Raw genomic sequence first — 21,157 nt, forward strand, 5'->3', positions numbered from 1 at the left:
GAAGAAGAGGACTTACTCGCTATGTACTTTGACGAGCGGTGCGTACTCTCTCCAGATGCCACAACACAAGCGAGTGTACTCTTTCAAGATTACGTAAAATGGGCCGACGCTGGGAATCTCTATAAGCTCAATAGCAAACAGTTTGGCCTGGCAATGGCGAAGAAGAAAAACATTGAGAAGAAAAGGGCAGGGGCGGGCTACATCTATCGAGGGATAGGGTTGCTATCCACTGATCCTAATGACCACAAAGAGAGTGTGTATAGTGGTCGCAACCATACACACTCACATGAAGCCGCTTCTCAAGCTAGCTCAGGTAGTAACACAGATTCATCTAGTGTAGGGAGTGTACAGTCACAGCAAGTTTTTAGTAAAAATTATAGAGAAGAGTCTGAAAAATATCAAAAACAAGACGCAACCATACACACTGTACACACTGAAGATAAAGGATATAGTGTAAAGCAGCCTCCAGAGCCTCACAATAATGGTGTGTATGGTGCGAACGACTATACACAGACCGTACACAAAGACAGCGAAGATAAAGGCTATGAGGAGTACACTCTATGAGCAGAAAGCACGATGTATCCTCTATTCTGAAGCGCGCGGCCGATCTGGGTATGGTGCTCTATGTCGAAGGCGACGAGCTGAAGGTGCTAGCCCCGCGTGGCTTGCCTCAACTGACGAAGGCCCTAGAGGTCATCAAAGGTCAGAAGCCTGCTATCATGGCGCACCTACGCAGTATCAAAGAGTGTCCGCTTTGTAGCACCTGCCTGGACGAAGGCAGAGAGACAGAAGCGACGCGCGAGCTGGCAGACTTCATGTATTGCGAAGAGCATTATAGCCTGGCGCTGGCCCGCGCCTCATAAGGATGGAGCCATGAACAATAAGAACCGCGTTCGCCCGCTCGTCACACTGGAGTTGAAATCAGATGGAAGTGTCGCGGCGTGCCTGCCCGACTTCTCTGTAATCCGCTTGACGCCTGGGCAGTGTCAGGCGATACAGCAGATGGTTCGTCCCTACCTGACGTCCGATGAGATAGCGGGCTTTGTCCTCGCGCAGCAACTCAGGCTGCCTGTAGACGAGAGTAAGGCATCATAGGTAAGAGGAGAGAGACAATGGCAAGGCAAGCGAAAACGCAGCGTATCATTGACGAAGCATATGAGATCCTGTCAGAAGTTAATCCTATGACCGTTCGCCAGGTCTATTATCAGCTTGTTTCTCGACAAGTCGTAGAAAATACACGTTCACGTTATCAGGCAGTTTCAGATGCGTTAGTCGATGCTCGTCTTGAGGGTACTATCCCTTGGGAGTGGATTGAGGACCGACTAAGGCGGCCGCGTAGTGTGGCTATGTGGGATGATTTAACCGCGTTCGCTGAAGCTGCTCGCATCTCCTATAAGCGCGATGTCTGGGCTTCACAGTCTGATTACCTGGAGGTATGGCTTGAGAAGGACGCCCTCTCTGGCATCTTTGAGGATGCCCTATCAAATTACGGGGTAACGCTCAATGTCGGTCGCGGCTATGATGGGTGGTCAAGCATCCGCAATGCTGCGCAACGTTTCGATACGGGCGAAGGTGTAACCATTCTGTACTTTGGTGACTTTGATCCCAGCGGCGAAGACATGGTACGAAGCTTGCGAGACAGGCTCGCCGAACTAGGGAGTAAGCCCACTATCCTCAAGGTTGCTCTTTCCCTGGATGACGTACATAGATATAACCTCCCTCCCAATTTCACGAAGACGACAGACACCAGGCGCAAGAACTTTGTCGAGCAGTTTGGTGATGTATCGGTAGAGCTGGATGCATTGCCCGCTGATGTGCTACGCGCCCGCCTGATCGAAGAGGTTGAGCAGCGTCTGGATATGAAAGCTTTAAAGCAGATCCAGGAGTTAGAAGAGAAAGAGCGGGCGCGATTGGTTGAGGCGCTACGTGCTATCTCGTAACATGATGATACTCAAGCAGGCGTTTATTCGTCTTATTAGTAAGAACATCGAAAGATAGGGATGTGCGTATGAGCATGAAACCGCGCCCAATGCCAGAGCCAGAAGAGCAGCCATTGCTGCCAATGACGTCCGATCTGATTAGGACTACAGTCACGGGCGGCCGCCAGGTCTACAACAATCTCTCCCATAGCGACATAAACGCGATTGTCAAAAAGGCGAGGGGGATGCGTGGTGGCGAGCTGCATATTAGCTTCGATGAGAAGGGGCGTATGGTCCGCATTCGCAAGATTATTGACTACCACTACAACCAGGACGAAGACGAAGAGTAGCAGACACCTCTCTTTCCTTCTGTCCCCTCCTTTCTTTCGCGAGTGATGGGCGCGGGTGTACACAGAGAAGCATCGTTCTTCCAGTGAACGATGCTTCTCTGTGTCTAGAACGCGAATTCTAGGCTTCTAGGTACAATCATAGGTCTACATCGAGATAGAGGCCCTGACGAGCTTCTCAGAGGCTCATCTTGTGCTAAGGCTTCTCAATATATCCTTCGATTGTCCCTGGATGATCTTCACTTAAGATAGCCTGCAAAGTAAAGTAGAGATCCTTATTGACTTTCCTCGCAGTCTGCGTGGCAAACGGCAACATGGTTTTATGCTTCCCTTCGTGCTTGCCCAGGAAGATCAGCCTTAGAGAACCGTCGTCCTCTTCAATAATCTCAACTTGTGTGATTATTCGTCTCATGAGACGACTATACTCCCTTCACATAGCCAGAAGGTGGACGGATAAGCTCAAGTATGGTATACTTGTTCTAATATGACTAACCTCTATTATTCAAATTAGAGTTAACATGTTTTGAAAGCACTAGCTAACACATGAGAGGGCGTATGGAGCATAACGACACCGCATTAACGACTGCCAATGAGGACCGTATATCGATGCAAGAGGCTGCTCTGGAGTGGTTAATCACTAAAGCGAAGAAGACGGATAGCGAGCGAACTGAAGGGGCCTATAAGCGAACGCTTGGGCAGTTTGATGCCTACCTGAGAACCAATGGCTCGCGTCTGGATGACGAGCCGCGCAGAGTCGCCAGGCACGCACAACGTTTTGCGTTCACTTCCTACGAAGAGCCAGAGCGCGAGCTCTCTACCAGCACCGTGAATCAGCGGTTCGCGATCCTCTCTAGCTTCTATACTTATGCGATGAAACAGGGGGCTTGTGATGTTAACCCTATTAACTATTGTGAACGCCCTACGCGCCAGGTAGCACACGCAGCTCCTCACCTGGAGCATACCTATATTGCGGACGCCCTGCGCATGATTGACACGTCGACACTGGAGGGCAAGCGCGACTATGCTTTGATAGACCTGGCGGTCACAACTGGTCGACGCGCGGCCGAACTCGCTGGCCTGCGCTGGCGAGACATCGACATCAAAGGGTCAATCATGACTATCACATGGGTACGCTGTAAGGGCAAGAAGACGCTAGAGAATGTCATAGGCAAGAAGACAGCAGCACACCTATTGCGCTATATAAAGGCCCTCTACGGCCCTCTAGATGCGATAGAGCCGGATGCACCTATCTTTGTGTCGTTGGGCAATCGTAAGCGCTATAAAACCGATAAGGCGACTGGCGAGACAATCCTTCTGGGACTCTCACATCAGGCTATTGCTAACATCTTTGATCGCCGTTTGGACGAGAAGCGGACGCACACCGCGCGGCATAGTTTCGCCGTCCGCATGAAGAAGTTGGGGGCGAGCATTGCAGATATCGGCGATCTGCTTGGACATAGCAACTATGCTGTCACATCTGGGTACATGAAAGACCTGTTAAGCGCTGAGAATGAGCACATCGACGCGCTAGAGAATGCGTTTGGACTCTAGCGCCAGGCACGCCTCAGGTACGCTCTGGTTACAGGTTACGGTTACACTGCCAAAAAACGGCCACAAAAGGCCCTAAAAAGCCCCGAATTCGAGCAATCGAACACCATACGCGCGCGTGGTTAAATCTACAATTCAACACCCCTACGCGCGCAAGTCCCACCAACACGCACCAACATGCTAAAAAGGAAACACATAGGCAGGAAACATCCGTACAATATGCGGACATTATGAGCGGACTATGTTATAATTGACATATGTTCATATTGCCATATGGCTTCTGATAAGACGTGAGAGAGGTACTCCTGGTGAGCCTCTCTCAGCACTTCACACAAAGGAGATATACTCTCATGGCGAACCAACCTACAGGTAATCCCTACTATCCCGTTGATAAAAATGGCAACCAATCACCAACGCCCGCATATATGCCCGATTCAAGGCAAGTTGACCTCCAGCAGTCTCAGCTCGCCGCGAACGCCGCAAAGGCGCAAGAAGCTGCACGCAAGGCCCGCCAGGTCGGCCCAAAAGTGAAGTACACTAAGCGGGGGTGGTAGTTATGTCTGTAAGCGAGAAAGCACTTCAGCAGGCGCAGGCCCGCATGCAAGCATATCAGGCAAGCCTGGAAGCAGAGAAGCAGGCCCGCGCAGCGAGGGAGGCAGCACGTGATGAATGGCTCGCTCGCGTTCAGGCTATGCGCGAACGGATTGCGAGCGGCGACCCGGCCGAACTACCTCCCAGCTTTGATAGCATCTTTGCAGAGAACATGGTGCGGACGAAAGAAGCAGAGAAGCAGGCACAGCGCGAGCGCAACGCAAGCCCCTATGCGTTCACTGGTCAGGAGCTGCCACAGCCCCCGCATGTGGTCGCCGCCTGGAGACAGCAATACTTTGCAGAGCATAACGCCGCGTATGCTGAGATTGCGCCCCCTTCTGAAGAAGAGCAGGCGTAGTTATGGGGCGTCTATGCTCAATCTGTTCTCATCCCCAGCGCGCAGCCATTGACGTGGCTGTCGTGTCAGGCCAGTCGTTTCGACGCATAGCGACGCAATTTCAAACTAGCGAAGCGTCGATTCGACGGCATACGGCCGACCATATCTCTGAGGCTCTGAGGGCTTCACAGGGCGCGAATAAAGAAGCGCAGGCCCTAGAGGTCGCCAAACAGTTACAAGCCATCAATACGGCGACATGGGCGATAGTCAATAAGGCTCTGGCAGAAGGTAACGACCGGGTTGCATTGTTGGCTGCTGATCGCGTCTTGAGGCAACTGGAGTTGCAGGCGAAGATACAAGGGGATATTGATACGCCTCAGGTGAACATACGGCTTACAGAAGAGTGGAGAGCCATACTCGATACTATTACAGGGGCGCTTGACAACTTCCCTGAAGCGAAGATAGCAGTCGCCACTGCTCTGATGGACGAGCATGAGCGCCAGGCGCGTCTCAACTGAGGGATGCATGAAGAACAACATCACGCGAGCTGATAAGCGTAGCCAGGCGCTCAAGATGCGAGCAGCCAAGTACACCTATGACGAGATCGCGCGGGCGCTGGGGTTTAAGAACCGTAGCGCCGCATATAAGCTTGTGAATAAGGCGCTAGAAGAGTATGAGTCTGAGGATGTGCGTCTACTGCGCATGGAAGAGGGTTACATGCTTGACGTGCTCCATCAGAAGCTATGGGCGCAACTCTATGACAAGAATGGTAAGCTAAACCTACGTGTTATAGATAGGCTGCTCGCGATCTCTGACAGGCGTTGTAAGTTGTGGGGCCTCTATCGCAAGGCAGGCGACAATGACAGCGTGTACTATTCCAAGGTCATCATACGCGAGGTGCCTGCTGGTTACATACAGAGTGTTTAGACTAGTCATAAAAAGGGCGCTCCCTCGCAATGAGAGAACGCCCTGGATGGGAATATAAACAGTTTAACGGGATTGTACGCGCTTCTTCATCTCCGACCATGCCCCCAGAATGATACCAGTTATCTCGCCTGTCTCCTCTATCACAAAGAGCTCCCGGTCCTTTACCTCATAGATGCCCTCGCCGATCCGCGCAGGTGTGCGTTCCGTATCGGTCGCTACCATTCTGAAGGGCCTTGCATTGAAGAGGCTAGAGCCTTTGTAGAGGGCCTCCAGAAAGAAGGACAAGGCAAGCGCGTTCCATAGGTCTATGCTGCCTTGGTCGTTGCGCGCTGTGTTCACATCAGGGAAGAAGACTTCCAAGCAGATCATCTATGGCTCCATCACTTCTGTAGCGGCGACCTCGACGGGAAAGCCGCTGCTATCGTCTAAAACATAGGTAAGGATGCCCTGAGGGTTGATATACTTCCATATGATCTCGCCCAGGTCCGCGCCGTCGTCGAAAAGGACGTTTTCACCTACTCTGAATTTGCCTGCTTCAGCGAGCTCGCCATAAGCCTGGCGATACTGACTATAAAGGTTCATTTTATCCTGGTGTTCGCGCTGCATTGGCTTCTTCTCCTTGGCTTGTATTTCTGAATAAACAAAATTCTTCTTCTCGATCTAGCCACGTCACATAACAGATGATAGGCTCGCCCTTGACTGGCTGATACTCCACTCTCCATGCGTCGTCAGCCTCACATGTCTTTATATTGTATTTTGCCACCTCGTCCGATAAGGCTGGCTTAATTTCAAGTGCCTTGCCCTGCTCTCCCAACTCAGAGAGCACAAAGTTCTCAATGCTCTTGCGCACCTCAGGCTCATGAGAAGGCCTGAGTGCAACAAAGAAGCAGTGACGTGGGCAGTATGGGGTAACATCAAAACAGCCTCCTTTTGTCAGCTCCGCTAGACCAACGTTGGTCATAGAGATACAATGCGGATCTGTGCATGGGCGCGAAGGCGAGAATCGGACTATATAATCCATGACTACATTCCCTTATCTGATACAATAGGGGCAGCGCCGCCAGGTCCACAATCTGAGGCGCTACCCATGCCGGGTTAGAGCTTTAGCAGTGACATGCTAAGGCTCTTCTTTACCATAACTTCCACCAGGGGCGCTGCTCTTCAGACTGTTCGCGCTGGCCTGCCTCTTGTTCGCTAGGCAGAAAACCAACGAAGGTGTACGTTACATGCTCCGATCCGTTCTCAGGATCACACCTATTGCAGATCGTGCCGGCTGTAATTTCGGCTCCACACTCTGAGCACCAGTGATTCATAGTCGCCTCGCTTTCTATAATCTTTGACTAGTCGGGATATCCCCGAACACCCTGGCAGGGCTTGCACCTGCGCGCCTTCTATTCGGACAGGGCGAATGTATACCTATGCCATAACTGGCTTTACACGCTTGAGCCATTTTGATGCTGTGCTACGTGAGCACCCTAGCTCGGTTACGATTTCAGAGAGTGTGACCTCATTATTTTTCTGATACATCGCTTCGATCTGAGGGCCGTAATCTGCCGTTTCCTGTTCGCCCCGAACAGTGATAGCGTCGAGGTTTAGGGCATCTGTTTCACCTTGAGACGCTGCTGATACATCACTCTGTTCGCCCTGCTCTGTTTCACCAGGGGCAGGTAAAGCTACCTGTGTAGGTGCTTGTATTGCGATGGTTGCGGCTGTTCGCTCTACTGTCTCACGTACCATCTCGACGGTGACTTTTGAGAAGTGATTGAGCGTTTCCTTGTTCATCGCTTGCATGGCTGCAAAGTTCTGAGCGTTCATTTCTTGCATGGCCTGGATGACTTGAGCCAGTTCGCTCGCCTGAGTTGGTTGTGTAGCAGGGGTAGCATTAACCTGTTCGTCCTCGACGGTAGACACCTGCGCAGTGTTCGCCTGTTCGCGCTGCTGTCTATTCCCGGCTGCCATCTGCATACGCCAGCGCTCCATTGTCCTATCCACACCCATCAGAATAAGCAGGAAGGTCGCTAGGGCTGCGCGTTCGTACACAAAATTTACGGTGTTGATGTTGAGTACACTCATAGCCTGCGCGATAGTGCCAGGCACGTCTCTATGTTGGGTGAATACCGCACCGATGATAATGGAAACGTAGGCCAGGAAGATCAGGAATAGGATATTGAAAATGATAAGCACCCATTTGCCTATGCCATGGTCAACCATGCGGGCCAGATCAGGAACACGCCCGATGACGAGAAGGATCTGGAAGTCAACGCCCAGGCCCATGATGAGGAGCCAGGCATAGAACAGAAATGGGACATGTCCTAGTACCTCGCCATTGCTCAGAACGTCCATGAAGCCCAGGACTGAGGCGACTGCCAGCAAGTACCCTAACACAAGGTTGATGATCTTATCAGCACGGTGCGTCCATTCGATAGCCCGCTCATAGAAGCTATCAGGATCGGTTTTCGTCGAGTCATAGCTCGCGCTGGCGGCTGCTTTGTCCTTCTTCTCCAGACGCTTCGCTTCTTTTGCTTGCTGCCTTGCGAGTTTGGCGGCCGCGCGCTGCTCTTTACGAGAGAGAGGCGCAGCTGGTGTCTGCTCTGTGAGGTCTGGTGCCTCAGTCTGTATCATTTGCTGCATGTGCATATCCTTTCTATCGATCATTGGCAGGCAGGAACCGCCCAATGAGTTGCTGAATCTCAGCCGCCTTTTTGGCGAAGGCATCACCACCCTGGAGTGGTTCGCCCTTGCCATTCGAGAATTCCGACGCGATAATCTGTTTCATCCCCATCCCTTGTTTCCACTTCTCCACTATGCGCCACTCCTGCGCGGTTAATTGTGGCTTTAAAGCGCCCGTTATAGGGCCTTTCGTAGTGGGCGTAGTGGGAATACTAGCCACTTCATACACAGGCGTTTCTCGCTCATCGTAGCGGCTTATGGTCGACTCAATAGTGGGGGCCATAGTGGGCTTCGTAGCGGATGTTTTGCCCTTACTTTTTGCCTCCAGTTTCAACGCTACGTCATAATCAGGTGCGAGTACCAGGCCTGCATATTGTGGCTTTTCAAGAACGTACTGCCCTTGTCGACCACGCTGGAAGTTCTGTTTTATCAGCTCCGTCTTAAAGAAACCTGCGGCCCTTGCCGTGTCTGGATCAATGGCGAACCCTCCACGTGTGCGAAACTGCGCCATACCCTCGCGTGTGCTCTTATCGCTGTAGTCGGTCTGCATGCAGGTTAAGAAGAAGATGCCATACTTGCGACCGCGAATGCTGATAATGTTAAGGGCTGCCAACATATCCTTCTGGAGTTGCTTGTCGACGACTTCATACTTGAGAGAGAGCATCTCCTCGACGTACACTAATAGAACTGGCTCATTCAGTGTGCAATGCTCCTCTCCCAACTGCGCGCGCCTGGTCAACTCCCATTGCAACAACTTCAGCTTATTGGCTACCTCGTCAGGATCGCGCCCAACAAGACGCTGACGGCGAGGGCCGATTTCTGCCACGTGAGGCAAGTCCTCAAACAGTCGCGCCGTGTTGTACTCCAGGTCAAGCAAGCCAATGCGCAGATGGTCAGGATCGTTCGTAGTCGTCGCGATATCCAGGACACCGCCCGCGACACATGACTTCCCTTGCCCAGAACCGCCAATGAATTTGAAATGGGTTGACTTGCGAATAGGCCCAATAACCAACTCTCCGGTATCCACTTCAGCACCTAAGCCAGTCTGAAGGCTGTTGAATGGAATAGCCTCATAAAACTGCTCAATGCGAGGCAGAGAACGCTCTTCACTGATGTTCACCTGCAATGCGTCAGCCTGCCCTGCCTGGAGTTGGTTGTCATTGCGTATCGTATGCAGCGATGGGTACTGCTGATAGTTGCCTCTGATCTGCGCGATCTCCCAGGTGCTCGGATTAAGAACTGCTGCATTCCCAAGCTGATCAAAGGTAATTGCGCGATCCTTCTGGCGAGCTTCAGCCATCATAAGCTCATATTGCCCTCGGGCGAGCAAGTTTTCGCGCTCCCTGGCCGCGTGTCTGTCGTCTATCTCAGCCTGCATAAGCTTCATTTGCTTGTTGTGGGACTGCCACGCCCTGAAGGCACGATAGAACCTCACGAACAGCCAAGCAACGGCCGCAACCCCTAGCCCGCGCGGTACCCATTCAAGCAAAAACTTCATGACCTGGCTGCTGGTTTCAATGTACTGGTGCAAGTTACCGATCAGGCCAATAAGAAACGCAATGAGTACTACCGCGCCCACCGTGAGCACACCCGTTGTAATGAGCATGCGTACCAACTCTGAATCGCGCTTAACTTCGCGTTGTACTTCTTCGCGCTTGCGGTTATAGCTCTCCTGATAAGCGTCTATCGTCTCGCTATCGAGCATATCCGCTGTCTGTTGGAAACGATACTTCTTAGTAGCCATAGGTGCGCCTCCCTGCCTGTGCAGACTGCTTGAACACACTACGAACCCATTTCACGCCATTGGAACCTAGCCAGTAGATGCCGATGCCAAGGACAGCCATAAACAGTAATTTGGTGATGAAATCGGCATGGTCGCAATACGCGCTGATTGTGAGGAGAATGCTAAACGCAAGTTGAAGAAACAGCCACACGACGCATGCAAGCACTGTCAGCCCTGCCAGTGTCGCCCCGGCAATGAGCCCCATCTGGAGAAGAAACTTGCTAGTGATACATTTGGGATGGATCATGATAACCATGACGCGATCTCTCCTATGTCCCTATACATCGCTTCATGGCTCTGGTAGTATGTTCCAAGCCAGTGAAGCAGCCTAGTTGCTCTCATTGGTTAGCACCTGCGCTATGGTTTACCGGCCTCTAGCGTGGGTGCGCTCAAAACTACTTGATGTACTTATCTAATGAGTCCTTCTTGATCCTCCAGGCCCCTCGCACCTTTACGGCGTCCAACTCATTCGCCTTAATCATCCGACGAACGGTATCATCAGACACCCGCAATAGTTCGCAAGCCTCTTTGATGCTATAAAGCACTGGCTCTCGCTTCTCTTGCTCTGCCATAAGCTGCATTTATGCCCTCACTTTCTAGTAGGTTACGCACGTTTACGCAGGTTTCAGCCTACAACTCAATAGTACGCAATATCACGCTAGTTTGTCAAGGCTTTTTATACCAATTTATGCATATCGGACAAAAATTAGATAATGCTATTGTAACATTACTATTTCGTCTTATAAGAGAGGATGGTACAATATCAACAATTAGCATCGCTTTGTGAGAGAGGTTAGCTTGAATGTTCGATGAGAAACAAACATTATCCGATGAGAGAAAGTCAGAGTATGTAGCAGCCCAGGAAGCGGCGAAGATATTAGGCGTCAAGCCTGCAAAGCTGTACTACTATGCTGAACGTGAGGTTATCAGGCGTGAGCCAGGGCGAGGGCATAAGAAGTTCAGATACAACGTCGCCGATCTGCTCGCCCTGAAGTCAAAACTACGTGCGCGCCGTCGGCAAGATACGCCCGAGCTGCGATGGATGACGCCGCGCGATCTGCCTGGAGTCCTGAAGCTAGACCTTGAGGTATTCGACCACGCGCTAGTGGGAGATTACAGCACCTATGCCCCCTGGCTGACGAAGAATCCATATATAGCTATGGCAGCCTTCAGCGGCGAGCGCTGTCTGGCCTACATCAGTATGCTACCCTTGCCAGAGCCGACCATCCTGGACGTGCTGAGCGGTACACGCGACGAATTGAGCATACGCGATGAGGAGATACTGACTTACGAAGAGCCTGGAGAGTACACGCTGCTTGCCAATAGTGTCGTTATCAATCCTGAGCGGCCCGAATTGCTCTATGCACTCCTCGGCCGAGTGATGGAGCACTGGACAGATCAGTACCCAGAGCGCCAGGTCGCGCGGATCTTCGCGCAGGCCGCGAGCGAATCAGGAGACATTCTGATACAAAAGCTTTTCATGGCCCCACTGTATCGGACCGTCGAGAATACCATGCTACCCATTCATAACGCCTATGTTCTTGACTTGCGCAGGGCAGGCGCTACTCGCGTGATACGATCCTTTCAGGAAGCCATCAAACGCAAGGGCGCGGGCCTCCAGGTTGCGCCGTCTGTCGTCTCTGGCTTGCCTTCGTTCACAGCGCCAGGCGTCGAGGTCGCGAGCTCGCGAGTAGCACCGCGCCAAAAAACAGAGCCAGCGTCGCCGCCCAATCTGCCAGAGGGAAGTAAACCTGTCTTCGTCTATGCTCGCGAGGTTGGTATAGCTCGCCGTAGGTTGGTGGATTACATGGAACGCTATCACCTGGAGCACATAGCGATCCCTAATCCAAAGCGAGAAGGCGAAAGCGAACGCTACTTGACGCCAGAGCAGCAAGAGCACGTTCGCGCCTGGCTCGTCGAGAATGGCAAACTGACTTCCAGCGACCTATAGTGAAGTCTTATGTAAGTTTTCGCCGCCTGCTTCATTGGCTACATGAATAAAGAGAAGCCCCTGGCAATGTGTCCAGGGGCTTCGTCGTTTCACTCCTTATGCTTGCATCTCCAGGGCTGTCGCGAGCGCTTCATTCTTGCGCAGGCGTTTAAGCGCAGACGTACGCACATTATCAGAACGTCGATCATAACGGGGCGCAGGGCAAGGCCAGCAAGGGGGCGCAGGTTGGAAAGCGTTCAAGTCAAACGCCTTACGCATGTATGCCTGCTCTTCGAGTGGGAGCTGACGCAATGCTGCATAAAGCGCCAGATCTCGCTCGTTCTGGTATTCATCACTGTAAGTATTTATAGTGGCATCAGGTGCAGCCAACGTGTCGGCCAACGTCACCGCGCTATCGTTATACATAGGAACGTCAAGGCTGAGAGGAGATGAAGGGCGCCCACGATAATACATATCAATGAGATGGAAGCGAACAGCACGCATGAAGTAAGGGCAAGGATTGCTCATCGTGTTGAGACGTGGCGACATCTCCAGGGCAAGTACAGCAGCGTCTTGATACAAATCGTCGAATTCGGCATTGAAGGCCCGCGCCAGGTTCGCAAGCATCGCGCTTGCATTGCTGAGAAGCTCTTGTGTCTGCATGGTTACTCTCCTAGCCTGCCTATCTGGGGTGGCTCCCAGATAGGCGACAGTTTAGGACTAAACGGTACTAACCTATCGAGATGCCCCAGGCGTCTTGCTCATCGATGTAGCGCTCGCTGTCGTCGCCCTCGCTCTGGATGCCTGCGAGGTCGCAATCAGCAATGAAGTCGTCGGCGTTCTGCTCTACCAGAGAAGGCCCATTCTCAGCTTCATAGCGAGCGGTAGCGATGTCATAGGCTTGCTGTGCGTACCATCGGGTAACCATTTCAGGTGTGATCTGCATTGTGGTATACTCTCTTTCGTGCTAACCCTTACGGGTTGAGGTTGCGCCCGCCCCTCTTCTGGTCTGCGAAACTTGGGAGAGGCGAGGCGCTTCTTTCTGTCCGGACTAGTTGAGCCCGAATCGTACTTTGTCTTCGTCGCTCAGGTTCAAGGGCTCTGCTACCAGAGCCTTCGCGCGGGCCTTAATCGCAGCCTTGCGAACATCCTCACGCTGTACAGGTTTCGCATTAAGCTCTTTCATAGCTGCGCGCTCTTCGCGAGCGGCGGCGACGCTGATAATCACGTGCTGACATACTCCCTTCTGGCAATTCTTGAAGCCATACTTCCCAGCTTCGCATGTGCATTGGAAACCAAATTGCTTGCTCCAAGTCACCTTGTACTCAACGCGCTTGCCTTCGCCGTCGAAGAGGTCGCGTGAGCTCTCGACCATGTAGAACGGTGTGCCGTTGCTCTCAAAGCACTTGTACGCGCGGCCGATCTGCTCATCAGTGACTTTAGAAGTATCGATGCGGGAAGCTGTCATGACTGCCATTGCCTTAATCTCCTTAACTGTTTCAGAACTTTCGTACCTCACTTGGTACTCTTTAAGTATACCTGTTATTAAGCCAGAAGTCAATACTTTTTCATAGCAATTTGACGAAAACTATTGACATCCATCATAATTCAGTGTATTATTGGCTTAACAACAAGTAAGCATCATTAAAGGGAGGGTACACCATCATGCTGGAAGATAAAGACACGTTCACCTTGCAAGAGCTTTTCGACGACTTGCCAATGCCCCTAGCGGAGCTGGCGAGACAAAGCAAAATAAACGAGGTGACGCTGGCGAGGATCAGGGATGGCAGGTCAACCAGGCGCGACACAGTAAACAAGTTACTGTTCAAGCTCTCAGAGATCTACAGTCGTCCGCTTTCGTTGCGAAACGTAACCGGAATTAATGTCATGGTAAATAAGCGCCTGGAGAAGAAAGAAGCCAAGGCGCAATCGTTGTAGCATGTCGCCGCTATATCCATAGCGGTATTATTCAGTCGTTGGATAATTGACAGGACCAACCATGCACTTTAAGATAGTGGATATAAAGGGGCGAAACCGTTTAGACAGCGAGCACTACGCATCGCGCCGGAAAGTAGCCTATCTGAAGCAAACAATCGAGTATGTCCGACTGACAAAGACTCTGGGGGGCATGGCCCTTAAACGCGACAAGCTAGCCAGAGCTTCGGGGCGTATCAATACCTTAGAACACAGCAGAAAAGAAATTTCTGTTCTAAGTATTGATCGCCCCTTTTTTATTGGGGTAGCCCTCGCGGGGGCAAAATAAAACCCCCGCCATCGCAACTGGCAGGGGCTCATTTACCTTCGTAGAAAGGTTCAATTCATGTATTCTAGTAACCATAATAGCGCAGTCTGCAATGTCGTGTCAACACCTCACCTGGAGGTGACACGATGACGACCACCAGCACATACACGCTCGCGACACTCAAAAACCATCCACAATGGGTCTGCTATGGACCCGATAAGATGCCTTTTAACCCACTTTCAGGTTTTGGGGCAGATTGTAACAACCCTACAACCTGGACGACCTTTGATGCTGCTTGGAGAGCGCATAAAAGCAACCAAGCAAAGTATAAAGGCGTTGGCTATGAGTTCGTGAAAGAGCAGGGGATTACTGGCGTAGACCTGGATAAGTGTAGGGACGAGCATGGCAACTTCACGCCTTTTGCTCAAGAGGTCGTTCGCCGCCTCAACTCCTATACTGAGATATCCCCAAGCGGCAAGGGCCTGCATATCTGGGTACGTGGCAATATCCCGACTAGTCTGAAACAGGATGCTAAGAACGGGGGAGAGCTGCGCATTGAGATGTACGACTCCCAACGATACTTTACGGTAACCGGCGAGCGCCTGGTAGGAACGCCTGAAACTATTGAGGATCGCCAGGAAGAACTAACCGCACTCTATAACGAGATTTTGGCGCAGCGTCGCCAGGCTGAGAAGAGCCAGGCGCAACGCCAGAGCGTACCAGAGACACCTCGCCCTACTTTGGGCGATACTCCCTATGGGCTCAAAGCACTGGACGCAGAATGCCATGAAGTCGCCACAATGCCAGAAGGCGGCCGCAATAACCGCTTAAACCAGTCTGCATACTCCCTTGGTCAACTTGTCGCAGGCGGCGAGCTATCACGCTCTACAGTAGAACGCGAACTGACAGCAGCAGCCGAACGCGCAGGGCTGGAAGCTCGCGAGATTGAGCGGACCATGAAGAGCGGGCTTGAAGACGGTATGAAGCAACCACGCACGCGCCCTGTAGACGAGATAATCTATGGTAACGCTGGGGGCGGGAATGGCAGCAATACACCGAACCGTGTACAGGCTGATGATGATAGCGGGCCAGATCTCCAGTTCATTCTCGACCGTCTGGACGAAGGCGAATATGGCGACTCTCTCTTATTCGCGAGCATCTTTCGCGGGCAAGTGCTCTATGATCTGACTGCGCAAGAGTGGTACAAATGGCAAGGTCACTGGTGGGAGCTGGACGAAGAGGGCAGCGTTAAGCACCTTGTCTCAGGCAAGCTTGCCAGCGTCTACCTCCAGGCCAGCGCTATGATGAATACCTTGGCATCACAAATTGAAGCGCGGGCCGATGTCTCTGGCGACAATGAGCAAAAAGCCGTTGCTCAGGAACGGGCAAAGAAGGCACGCGAGCAGATCAAACAACTACACGGCCGCGCGTTCGCCCTTCGCCAGATCTCCAGATGTAAAAACGTTCTCAACTTCGCACAGTCCCATGAAGGCATGAGCATTGCAGCAAAGAATTGGGACCGCGACACCTGGCTCCTTGCCGTTCCTAATGGTGTACTTGACCTGCGCTCTGGCGAGCTGCGCGAGGGCAGGCCAGAGGATTACATCAGGACCACATGCCCGACAGAATGGACCGGCATTGCTACACCTGCGCCACGCTGGGAACGCTTCTTACATGAAATTTTTGAGGATCGCGAAGAGGCGCAGCGCGTCGAGCTAATCAACTTCCTTCAGCGCCTTCTGGGATATGGCATCACAGGCGAGGTAGTCGAGCACGTTTTTGCTGTACTCTATGGCGAAGAAGGGCGTAACGGAAAGGACACATTACAGCTTGCCCTCTCTAACACGTTGGGCGCGATCTCGGGCGCGATCTCCAAAGATGTCCTATTAGAAGCCGGTCGCCGTACTGCTGGTGCTCCTACTCCTCATCTGTCCGACCTCCAGGGCCGACGCCTCGCCTGGGCAAATGAGCCAGAGCGCGGCGCACGTTTTAGTGTCGGACAGGTCAAAGAGCTTTCAGGAGGCGGCGAGATACCTACGCGCGGGCTGCATGAGAAGAAAATCACGAAGCTGCAACCAACACACCTGCTAATCCTACTCACCAACCATAAGCCCCATGCCGACTCGTCAGACGCGGCGTTCTGGGATCGGCTGCGCCTCATCACCTTTAATATGCGCTTCGTTGATACTCCCAGCGCAGCAAACGAGCGCAAGAAAGATACAACACTTTGGGCTCAACTCAAAAGAGAAGCCTCTGGCATCCTCGCATGGCTCGTTCGCGGTTGCCTGCAATGGCAGCAGCAAGGGCTCGCAACGCCTACACAGGTACTCAATGATGGCAGCGACTACCGCGAAGAAGAGGACTTACTCGCTATGTACTTTGACGAGCGGTGCGTACTCTCTCCAGATGCCACAACACAAGCGAGTGTACTCTTTCAAGATTACGTAAAATGGGCCGACGCTGGGAATCTCTATAAGCTCAATAGCAAACAGTTTGGCCTGGCAATGGCGAAGAAGAAAAACATTGAGAAGAAAAGGGCAGGGGCGGGCTACATCTATCGAGGGATAGGGTTGCTATCCACTGATCCTAATGACCACAAAGAGAGTGTGTATAGTGGTCGCAACCATACACACTCACATGAAGCCGCTTCTCAAGCTAGCTCAGGTAGTAACACAGATTCATCTAGTGTAGGGAGTGTACAGTCACAGCAAGTTTTTAGTAAAAATTATAGAGAAGAGTCTGAAAAATATCAAAAACAAGACGCAACCATACACACTGTACACACTGAAGATAAAGGATATAGTGTAAAGCAGCCTCCAGAGCCTCACAATAATGGTGTGTATGGTGCGAACGACTATACACAGACCGTACACAAAGACAGCGAAGATAAAGGCTATGAGGAGTACACTCTATGAGCAGAAAGCACGATGTATCCTCTATTCTGAAGCGCGCGGCCGATCTGGGTATGGTGCTCTATGTCGAAGGCGACGAGCTGAAGGTGCTAGCCCCGCGTGGCTTGCCTCAACTGACGAAGGCCCTAGAGGTCATCAAAGGTCAGAAGCCTGCTATCATGGCGCACCTACGCAGTATCAAAGAGTGTCCGCTTTGTAGCACCTGCCTGGACGAAGGCAGAGAGACAGAAGCGACGCGCGAGCTGGCAGACTTCATGTATTGCGAAGAGCATTATAGCCTGGCGCTGGCCCGCGCCTCATAAGGATGGAGCCATGAACAATAAGAACCGCGTTCGCCCGCTCGTCACACTGGAGTTGAAATCAGATGGAAGTGTCGCGGCGTGCCTGCCCGACTTCTCTGTAATCCGCTTGACGCCTGGGCAGTGTCAGGCGATACAGCAGATGGTTCGTCCCTACCTGACGTCCGATGAGATAGCGGGCTTTGTCCTCGCGCAGCAACTCAGGCTGCCTGTAGACGAGAGTAAGGCATCATAGGTAAGAGGAGAGAGACAATGGCAAGGCAAGCGAAAACGCAGCGTATCATTGACGAAGCATATGAGATCCTGTCAGAAGTTAATCCTATGACCGTTCGCCAGGTCTATTATCAGCTTGTTTCTCGACAAGTCGTAGAAAATACACGTTCACGTTATCAGGCAGTTTCAGATGCGTTAGTCGATGCTCGTCTTGAGGGTACTATCCCTTGGGAGTGGATTGAGGACCGACTAAGGCGGCCGCGTAGTGTGGCTATGTGGGATGATTTAACCGCGTTCGCTGAAGCTGCTCGCATCTCCTATAAGCGCGATGTCTGGGCTTCACAGTCTGATTACCTGGAGGTATGGCTTGAGAAGGACGCCCTCTCTGGCATCTTTGAGGATGCCCTATCAAATTACGGGGTAACGCTCAATGTCGGTCGCGGCTATGATGGGTGGTCAAGCATCCGCAATGCTGCGCAACGTTTCGATACGGGCGAAGGTGTAACCATTCTGTACTTTGGTGACTTTGATCCCAGCGGCGAAGACATGGTACGAAGCTTGCGAGACAGGCTCGCCGAACTAGGGAGTAAGCCCACTATCCTCAAGGTTGCTCTTTCCCTGGATGACGTACATAGATATAACCTCCCTCCCAATTTCACGAAGACGACAGACACCAGGCGCAAGAACTTTGTCGAGCAGTTTGGTGATGTATCGGTAGAGCTGGATGCATTGCCCGCTGATGTGCTACGCGCCCGCCTGATCGAAGAGGTTGAGCAGCGTCTGGATATGAAAGCTTTAAAGCAGATCCAGGAGTTAGAAGAGAAAGAGCGGGCGCGATTGGTTGAGGCGCTACGTGCTATCTCGTAACATGATGATACTCAAGCAGGCGTTTATTCGTCTTATTAGTAAGAACATCGAAAGATAGGGATGTGCGTATGAGCATGAAACCGCGCCCAATGCCAGAGCCAGAAGAGCAGCCATTGCTGCCAATGACGTCCGATCTGATTAGGACTACAGTCACGGGCGGCCGCCAGGTCTACAACAATCTCTCCCATAGCGACATAAACGCGATTGTCAAAAAGGCGAGGGGGATGCGTGGTGGCGAGCTGCATATTAGCTTCGATGAGAAGGGGCGTATGGTCCGCATTCGCAAGATTATTGACTACCACTACAACCAGGACGAAGACGAAGAGTAGCAGACACCTCTCTTTCCTTCTGTCCCTCCTTTCTTTCGCGAGTGATGGGCGCGGGTGTACACAGAGAAGCATCGTTCTTCCAGTGAACGATGCTTCTCTGTGTCTAGAACGCGAATTCTAGGCTTCTAGGTACAATCATAGGTCTACATCGAGATAGAGGCCCTGACGAGCTTCTCAGAGGCTCATCTTGTGCTAAGGCTTCTCAATATATCCTTCGATTGTCCCTGGATGATCTTCACTTAAGATAGCCTGCAAAGTAAAGTAGAGATCCTTATTGACTTTCCTCGCAGTCTGCGTGGCAAACGGCAACATGGTTTTATGCTTCCCTTCGTGCTTGCCCAGGAAGATCAGCCTTAGAGAACCGTCGTCCTCTTCAATAATCTCAACTTGTGTGATTATTCGTCTCATGAGACGACTATACTCCCTTCACATAGCCAGAAGGTGGACGGATAAGCTCAAGTATGGTATACTTGTTCTAATATGACTAACCTCTATTATTCAAATTAGAGTTAACATGTTTTGAAAGCACTAGCTAACACATGAGAGGGCGTATGGAGCATAACGACACCGCATTAACGACTGCCAATGAGGACCGTATATCGATGCAAGAGGCTGCTCTGGAGTGGTTAATCACTAAAGCGAAGAAGACGGATAGCGAGCGAACTGAAGGGGCCTATAAGCGAACGCTTGGGCAGTTTGATGCCTACCTGAGAACCAATGGCTCGCGTCTGGATGACGAGCCGCGCAGAGTCGCCAGGCACGCACAACGTTTTGCGTTCACTTCCTACGAAGAGCCAGAGCGCGAGCTCTCTACCAGCACCGTGAATCAGCGGTTCGCGATCCTCTCTAGCTTCTATACTTATGCGATGAAACAGGGGGCTTGTGATGTTAACCCTATTAACTATTGTGAACGCCCTACGCGCCAGGTAGCACACGCAGCTCCTCACCTGGAGCATACCTATATTGCGGACGCCCTGCGCATGATTGACACGTCGACACTGGAGGGCAAGCGCGACTATGCTTTGATAGACCTGGCGGTCACAACTGGTCGACGCGCGGCCGAACTCGCTGGCCTGCGCTGGCGAGACATCGACATCAAAGGGTCAATCATGACTATCACATGGGTACGCTGTAAGGGCAAGAAGACGCTAGAGAATGTCATAGGCAAGAAGACAGCAGCACACCTATTGCGCTATATAAAGGCCCTCTACGGCCCTCTAGATGCGATAGAGCCGGATGCACCTATCTTTGTGTCGTTGGGCAATCGTAAGCGCTATAAAACCGATAAGGCGACTGGCGAGACAATCCTTCTGGGACTCTCACATCAGGCTATTGCTAACATCTTTGATCGCCGTTTGGACGAGAAGCGGACGCACACCGCGCGGCATAGTTTCGCCGTCCGCATGAAGAAGTTGGGGGCGAGCATTGCAGATATCGGCGATCTGCTTGGACATAGCAACTATGCTGTCACATCTGGGTACATGAAAGACCTGTTAAGCGCTGAGAATGAGCACATCGACGCGCTAGAGAATGCGTTTGGACTCTAGCGCCAGGCACGCCTCAGGTACGCTCTGGTTACAGGTTACGGTTACACTGCCAAAAAACGGCCACAAAAGGCCCTAAAAAGCCCCGAATTCGAGCAATCGAACACCATACGCGCGCGTGGTTAAATCTACAATTCAACACCCCTACGCGCGCAAGTCCCACCAACACGCACCAACATGCTAAAAAGGAAACACATAGGCAGGAAACATCCGTACAATATGCGGACATTATGAGCGGACTATGTTATAATTGACATATGTTCATATTGCCATATGGCTTCTGATAAGACGTGAGAGAGGTACTCCTGGTGAGCCTCTCTCAGCACTTCACACAAAGGAGATATACTCTCATGGCGAACCAACCTACAGGTAATCCCTACTATCCCGTTGATAAAAATGGCAACCAATCACCAACGCCCGCATATATGCCCGATTCAAGGCAAGTTGACCTCCAGCAGTCTCAGCTCGCCGCGAACGCCGCAAAGGCGCAAGAAGCTGCACGCAAGGCCCGCCAGGTCGGCCCAAAAGTGAAGTACACTAAGCGGGGGTGGTAGTTATGTCTGTAAGCGAGAAAGCACTTCAGCAGGCGCAGGCCCGCATGCAAGCATATCAGGCAAGCCTGGAAGCAGAGAAGCAGGCCCGCGCAGCGAGGGAGGCAGCACGTGATGAATGGCTCGCTCGCGTTCAGGCTATGCGCGA

At 51.9% G+C, this 21,157-nt stretch carries 30 protein-coding genes and 1 pseudogene; 19 read left to right on the forward strand and 12 right to left on the reverse strand.

All coding sequences use genetic code 11. The annotated features are described in order from the left end of the window. The 5 genes and pseudogenes from K3T82_RS47245 to K3T82_RS47265 form a co-directional block, all read left to right on the forward strand. Positions 1-564 (forward strand): annotated as a pseudogene (locus tag K3T82_RS47245) (hypothetical protein); the annotation flags it as partial. Continuing rightward, positions 561-863, forward strand: a complete 303-nt coding sequence (locus K3T82_RS47250) for a TubC N-terminal docking domain-related protein (RefSeq protein ID WP_220200396.1) — start codon at positions 561-563, stop codon at positions 861-863. The pseudogene K3T82_RS47245 and the gene K3T82_RS47250, both read left to right, overlap by 4 nt. A 10-nt stretch (positions 864-873) precedes the next feature. Next, the gene (locus tag K3T82_RS47255) at positions 874-1,095 is read left to right on the forward strand and encodes a hypothetical protein (RefSeq protein WP_220200397.1); all 222 of its coding nucleotides are present in this window, start codon (positions 874-876) and stop codon (positions 1,093-1,095) included. Between the two features lie 17 nt (positions 1,096-1,112). Next, positions 1,113-1,940 carry a hypothetical protein gene (locus tag K3T82_RS47260; protein ID WP_220200398.1) on the forward strand — a complete coding sequence of 276 codons (828 nt, stop codon included), beginning with the start codon at positions 1,113-1,115 and terminating at the stop codon, positions 1,938-1,940. 68 nt (positions 1,941-2,008) lie between these two features. Next, complete coding sequence (locus K3T82_RS47265) at positions 2,009-2,269, forward strand: hypothetical protein (protein ID WP_220200399.1); 261 nt, start codon at positions 2,009-2,011, stop codon at positions 2,267-2,269. A 193-nt stretch (positions 2,270-2,462) separates the two neighbouring features. Here K3T82_RS47265 and K3T82_RS47270 read toward each other — a convergent pair whose 3' ends face one another. Beyond that, positions 2,463-2,678 (reverse strand): hypothetical protein, encoded by a 216-nt coding sequence (locus K3T82_RS47270; protein ID WP_220200400.1) that lies wholly within the window; start codon positions 2,676-2,678, stop codon positions 2,463-2,465. Positions 2,679-2,821: 143 nt separating this feature from the next. Here K3T82_RS47270 and K3T82_RS47275 point away from each other — a divergent pair, with 143 nt between their 5' ends. The 5 genes from K3T82_RS47275 to K3T82_RS47295 all read left to right on the forward strand — a co-directional run bounded on the left by K3T82_RS47275 (position 2,822) and on the right by K3T82_RS47295 (position 5,669). Continuing rightward, positions 2,822-3,817, forward strand: coding sequence for a tyrosine-type recombinase/integrase (locus K3T82_RS47275; protein WP_220200401.1), 996 nt, complete (start codon positions 2,822-2,824; stop codon positions 3,815-3,817). Positions 3,818-4,164: 347 nt separating this feature from the next. Next, a complete protein-coding gene (locus K3T82_RS47280) occupies positions 4,165-4,368 on the forward strand; it encodes a hypothetical protein (protein ID WP_220200402.1) in 204 nt (67 codons plus the stop codon). A 2-nt stretch (positions 4,369-4,370) separates the two neighbouring features. Next, positions 4,371-4,763: a hypothetical protein gene (locus K3T82_RS47285; protein ID WP_220200403.1), complete on the forward strand. Its 393-nt coding sequence runs from the start codon at positions 4,371-4,373 to the stop codon at positions 4,761-4,763. A gap of 2 nt (positions 4,764-4,765) precedes the next feature. Continuing rightward, the gene (locus K3T82_RS47290) at positions 4,766-5,260 is read left to right on the forward strand and encodes a hypothetical protein (protein ID WP_220200404.1); all 495 of its coding nucleotides are present in this window, start codon (positions 4,766-4,768) and stop codon (positions 5,258-5,260) included. A 7-nt stretch (positions 5,261-5,267) separates the two neighbouring features. Next, the gene (locus K3T82_RS47295; RefSeq protein ID WP_220200405.1) at positions 5,268-5,669 is read left to right on the forward strand and encodes a hypothetical protein; all 402 of its coding nucleotides are present in this window, start codon (positions 5,268-5,270) and stop codon (positions 5,667-5,669) included. Between the two features lie 63 nt (positions 5,670-5,732). On the opposite strand, the gene K3T82_RS47300 is transcribed toward K3T82_RS47295, so the two are convergent. The 7 genes from K3T82_RS47300 to K3T82_RS47330 form a co-directional block, all read right to left on the reverse strand. Continuing rightward, complete coding sequence (locus K3T82_RS47300) at positions 5,733-6,038, reverse strand: hypothetical protein (protein WP_220200406.1); 306 nt, start codon at positions 6,036-6,038, stop codon at positions 5,733-5,735. Then, positions 6,039-6,275: a hypothetical protein gene (locus K3T82_RS47305; RefSeq protein WP_220200407.1), complete on the reverse strand. Its 237-nt coding sequence runs from the start codon at positions 6,273-6,275 to the stop codon at positions 6,039-6,041. 524 nt (positions 6,276-6,799) lie between these two features. Beyond that, positions 6,800-6,982 carry a hypothetical protein gene (locus K3T82_RS47310; protein ID WP_220200408.1) on the reverse strand — a complete coding sequence of 61 codons (183 nt, stop codon included), beginning with the start codon at positions 6,980-6,982 and terminating at the stop codon, positions 6,800-6,802. Positions 6,983-7,085: 103 nt separating this feature from the next. After that, complete coding sequence (locus K3T82_RS47315; protein WP_236031971.1) at positions 7,086-8,300, reverse strand: hypothetical protein; 1,215 nt, start codon at positions 8,298-8,300, stop codon at positions 7,086-7,088. Positions 8,301-8,313: 13 nt separating this feature from the next. Continuing rightward, positions 8,314-10,083 carry a hypothetical protein gene (locus tag K3T82_RS47320; protein ID WP_220200409.1) on the reverse strand — a complete coding sequence of 590 codons (1,770 nt, stop codon included), beginning with the start codon at positions 10,081-10,083 and terminating at the stop codon, positions 8,314-8,316. After that, the gene (locus K3T82_RS47325) at positions 10,073-10,378 is read right to left on the reverse strand and encodes a hypothetical protein (RefSeq protein WP_220200410.1); all 306 of its coding nucleotides are present in this window, start codon (positions 10,376-10,378) and stop codon (positions 10,073-10,075) included. Before K3T82_RS47325 ends, K3T82_RS47320 begins: the two co-directional genes overlap by 11 nt. Before the next feature lie 139 nt (positions 10,379-10,517). Further along, positions 10,518-10,703, reverse strand: coding sequence for a helix-turn-helix domain-containing protein (locus tag K3T82_RS47330; protein WP_220200411.1), 186 nt, complete (start codon positions 10,701-10,703; stop codon positions 10,518-10,520). A gap of 221 nt (positions 10,704-10,924) precedes the next feature. On the opposite strand from K3T82_RS47330, the gene K3T82_RS47335 reads away from it, so the two are divergent. Further along, complete coding sequence (locus tag K3T82_RS47335) at positions 10,925-12,073, forward strand: hypothetical protein (protein ID WP_220200412.1); 1,149 nt, start codon at positions 10,925-10,927, stop codon at positions 12,071-12,073. A 96-nt stretch (positions 12,074-12,169) separates the two neighbouring features. On the opposite strand, the gene K3T82_RS47340 is transcribed toward K3T82_RS47335, so the two are convergent. The 3 genes from K3T82_RS47340 to K3T82_RS47350 all read right to left on the reverse strand — a co-directional run bounded on the left by K3T82_RS47340 (position 12,170) and on the right by K3T82_RS47350 (position 13,529). Further along, positions 12,170-12,715 carry a sigma-70 RNA polymerase sigma factor region 4 domain-containing protein gene (locus K3T82_RS47340; RefSeq protein WP_220200413.1) on the reverse strand — a complete coding sequence of 182 codons (546 nt, stop codon included), beginning with the start codon at positions 12,713-12,715 and terminating at the stop codon, positions 12,170-12,172. 67 nt (positions 12,716-12,782) lie between these two features. Then, positions 12,783-12,998, reverse strand: coding sequence for a hypothetical protein (locus K3T82_RS47345; protein ID WP_220200414.1), 216 nt, complete (start codon positions 12,996-12,998; stop codon positions 12,783-12,785). Positions 12,999-13,103: 105 nt separating this feature from the next. Further along, entirely contained in the window at positions 13,104-13,529 is a 426-nt protein-coding gene (locus K3T82_RS47350; RefSeq protein ID WP_220200415.1) for a hypothetical protein, read from the reverse strand. Positions 13,530-13,717: 188 nt separating this feature from the next. Here K3T82_RS47350 and K3T82_RS47355 point away from each other — a divergent pair, with 188 nt between their 5' ends. From K3T82_RS47355 to K3T82_RS47380, 6 genes are all read left to right on the forward strand, one after another. Beyond that, positions 13,718-13,990, forward strand: coding sequence for a hypothetical protein (locus K3T82_RS47355; RefSeq protein WP_220200416.1), 273 nt, complete (start codon positions 13,718-13,720; stop codon positions 13,988-13,990). A 450-nt stretch (positions 13,991-14,440) separates the two neighbouring features. Next, on the forward strand, positions 14,441-17,209 hold the full coding sequence (locus tag K3T82_RS47360) for a phage/plasmid primase, P4 family (protein WP_220200417.1): 2,769 nt from the start codon (positions 14,441-14,443) through the stop codon (positions 17,207-17,209). Beyond that, positions 17,206-17,508, forward strand: coding sequence for a TubC N-terminal docking domain-related protein (locus K3T82_RS47365; protein WP_220200396.1), 303 nt, complete (start codon positions 17,206-17,208; stop codon positions 17,506-17,508). The genes K3T82_RS47360 and K3T82_RS47365 overlap by 4 nt, the downstream gene beginning before the upstream one ends. A gap of 10 nt (positions 17,509-17,518) precedes the next feature. After that, positions 17,519-17,740 carry a hypothetical protein gene (locus tag K3T82_RS47370; protein WP_220200397.1) on the forward strand — a complete coding sequence of 74 codons (222 nt, stop codon included), beginning with the start codon at positions 17,519-17,521 and terminating at the stop codon, positions 17,738-17,740. 17 nt (positions 17,741-17,757) lie between these two features. Then, entirely contained in the window at positions 17,758-18,585 is an 828-nt protein-coding gene (locus K3T82_RS47375) for a hypothetical protein (protein ID WP_220200398.1), read from the forward strand. Between the two features lie 68 nt (positions 18,586-18,653). Further along, a complete protein-coding gene (locus K3T82_RS47380; protein ID WP_220200399.1) occupies positions 18,654-18,914 on the forward strand; it encodes a hypothetical protein in 261 nt (86 codons plus the stop codon). 192 nt (positions 18,915-19,106) lie between these two features. Here K3T82_RS47380 and K3T82_RS47385 read toward each other — a convergent pair whose 3' ends face one another. Then, positions 19,107-19,322 carry a hypothetical protein gene (locus K3T82_RS47385; RefSeq protein WP_220200400.1) on the reverse strand — a complete coding sequence of 72 codons (216 nt, stop codon included), beginning with the start codon at positions 19,320-19,322 and terminating at the stop codon, positions 19,107-19,109. A 143-nt stretch (positions 19,323-19,465) separates the two neighbouring features. Here K3T82_RS47385 and K3T82_RS47390 point away from each other — a divergent pair, with 143 nt between their 5' ends. Together K3T82_RS47390 and K3T82_RS47395 are read left to right on the forward strand one after the other, a co-directional pair. Beyond that, positions 19,466-20,461: a tyrosine-type recombinase/integrase gene (locus K3T82_RS47390; protein ID WP_220200401.1), complete on the forward strand. Its 996-nt coding sequence runs from the start codon at positions 19,466-19,468 to the stop codon at positions 20,459-20,461. Positions 20,462-20,808: 347 nt separating this feature from the next. Next, a complete protein-coding gene (locus K3T82_RS47395) occupies positions 20,809-21,012 on the forward strand; it encodes a hypothetical protein (RefSeq protein WP_220200402.1) in 204 nt (67 codons plus the stop codon). Positions 21,013-21,157 lie beyond the last annotated feature (145 nt).

The organism is Ktedonospora formicarum (genome assembly GCF_016587355.1).
Classification (GTDB): Bacteria; Chloroflexota; Ktedonobacteria; order Ktedonobacterales; family Ktedonobacteraceae; genus Ktedonobacter; species Ktedonobacter formicarum.

Excerpts from the sequence above, each read along its gene's own strand:
- K3T82_RS47250 (WP_220200396.1), top strand. The coding sequence starts at position 561 with ATGAGCAGAAAGCACGATGTATCCTCTATTCTGAAGCGCGCGGCCGAT.
- K3T82_RS47255 (WP_220200397.1), top strand. The coding sequence starts at position 874 with ATGAACAATAAGAACCGCGTTCGCCCGCTCGTCACACTGGAGTTGAAA.
- K3T82_RS47260 (WP_220200398.1), top strand. The coding sequence starts at position 1,113 with ATGGCAAGGCAAGCGAAAACGCAGCGTATCATTGACGAAGCATATGAG.
- K3T82_RS47265 (WP_220200399.1), top strand. The coding sequence starts at position 2,009 with ATGAGCATGAAACCGCGCCCAATGCCAGAGCCAGAAGAGCAGCCATTG.
- K3T82_RS47270 (WP_220200400.1), bottom strand. The coding sequence starts at position 2,678 with ATGAGACGAATAATCACACAAGTTGAGATTATTGAAGAGGACGACGGT.
- K3T82_RS47275 (WP_220200401.1), top strand. The coding sequence starts at position 2,822 with ATGGAGCATAACGACACCGCATTAACGACTGCCAATGAGGACCGTATA.
- K3T82_RS47280 (WP_220200402.1), top strand. The coding sequence starts at position 4,165 with ATGGCGAACCAACCTACAGGTAATCCCTACTATCCCGTTGATAAAAAT.
- K3T82_RS47285 (WP_220200403.1), top strand. The coding sequence starts at position 4,371 with ATGTCTGTAAGCGAGAAAGCACTTCAGCAGGCGCAGGCCCGCATGCAA.
- K3T82_RS47290 (WP_220200404.1), top strand. The coding sequence starts at position 4,766 with ATGGGGCGTCTATGCTCAATCTGTTCTCATCCCCAGCGCGCAGCCATT.
- K3T82_RS47295 (WP_220200405.1), top strand. The coding sequence starts at position 5,268 with ATGAAGAACAACATCACGCGAGCTGATAAGCGTAGCCAGGCGCTCAAG.
- K3T82_RS47300 (WP_220200406.1), bottom strand. The coding sequence starts at position 6,038 with ATGATCTGCTTGGAAGTCTTCTTCCCTGATGTGAACACAGCGCGCAAC.
- K3T82_RS47305 (WP_220200407.1), bottom strand. The coding sequence starts at position 6,275 with ATGCAGCGCGAACACCAGGATAAAATGAACCTTTATAGTCAGTATCGC.
- K3T82_RS47310 (WP_220200408.1), bottom strand. The coding sequence starts at position 6,982 with ATGAATCACTGGTGCTCAGAGTGTGGAGCCGAAATTACAGCCGGCACG.
- K3T82_RS47315 (WP_236031971.1), bottom strand. The coding sequence starts at position 8,300 with ATGCAGCAAATGATACAGACTGAGGCACCAGACCTCACAGAGCAGACA.
- K3T82_RS47320 (WP_220200409.1), bottom strand. The coding sequence starts at position 10,083 with ATGGCTACTAAGAAGTATCGTTTCCAACAGACAGCGGATATGCTCGAT.
- K3T82_RS47325 (WP_220200410.1), bottom strand. The coding sequence starts at position 10,378 with ATGGTTATCATGATCCATCCCAAATGTATCACTAGCAAGTTTCTTCTC.
- K3T82_RS47330 (WP_220200411.1), bottom strand. The coding sequence starts at position 10,703 with ATGCAGCTTATGGCAGAGCAAGAGAAGCGAGAGCCAGTGCTTTATAGC.
- K3T82_RS47335 (WP_220200412.1), top strand. The coding sequence starts at position 10,925 with ATGTTCGATGAGAAACAAACATTATCCGATGAGAGAAAGTCAGAGTAT.
- K3T82_RS47340 (WP_220200413.1), bottom strand. The coding sequence starts at position 12,715 with ATGCAGACACAAGAGCTTCTCAGCAATGCAAGCGCGATGCTTGCGAAC.
- K3T82_RS47345 (WP_220200414.1), bottom strand. The coding sequence starts at position 12,998 with ATGCAGATCACACCTGAAATGGTTACCCGATGGTACGCACAGCAAGCC.
- K3T82_RS47350 (WP_220200415.1), bottom strand. The coding sequence starts at position 13,529 with ATGGCAGTCATGACAGCTTCCCGCATCGATACTTCTAAAGTCACTGAT.
- K3T82_RS47355 (WP_220200416.1), top strand. The coding sequence starts at position 13,718 with ATGCTGGAAGATAAAGACACGTTCACCTTGCAAGAGCTTTTCGACGAC.
- K3T82_RS47360 (WP_220200417.1), top strand. The coding sequence starts at position 14,441 with ATGACGACCACCAGCACATACACGCTCGCGACACTCAAAAACCATCCA.
- K3T82_RS47365 (WP_220200396.1), top strand. The coding sequence starts at position 17,206 with ATGAGCAGAAAGCACGATGTATCCTCTATTCTGAAGCGCGCGGCCGAT.
- K3T82_RS47370 (WP_220200397.1), top strand. The coding sequence starts at position 17,519 with ATGAACAATAAGAACCGCGTTCGCCCGCTCGTCACACTGGAGTTGAAA.
- K3T82_RS47375 (WP_220200398.1), top strand. The coding sequence starts at position 17,758 with ATGGCAAGGCAAGCGAAAACGCAGCGTATCATTGACGAAGCATATGAG.
- K3T82_RS47380 (WP_220200399.1), top strand. The coding sequence starts at position 18,654 with ATGAGCATGAAACCGCGCCCAATGCCAGAGCCAGAAGAGCAGCCATTG.
- K3T82_RS47385 (WP_220200400.1), bottom strand. The coding sequence starts at position 19,322 with ATGAGACGAATAATCACACAAGTTGAGATTATTGAAGAGGACGACGGT.
- K3T82_RS47390 (WP_220200401.1), top strand. The coding sequence starts at position 19,466 with ATGGAGCATAACGACACCGCATTAACGACTGCCAATGAGGACCGTATA.
- K3T82_RS47395 (WP_220200402.1), top strand. The coding sequence starts at position 20,809 with ATGGCGAACCAACCTACAGGTAATCCCTACTATCCCGTTGATAAAAAT.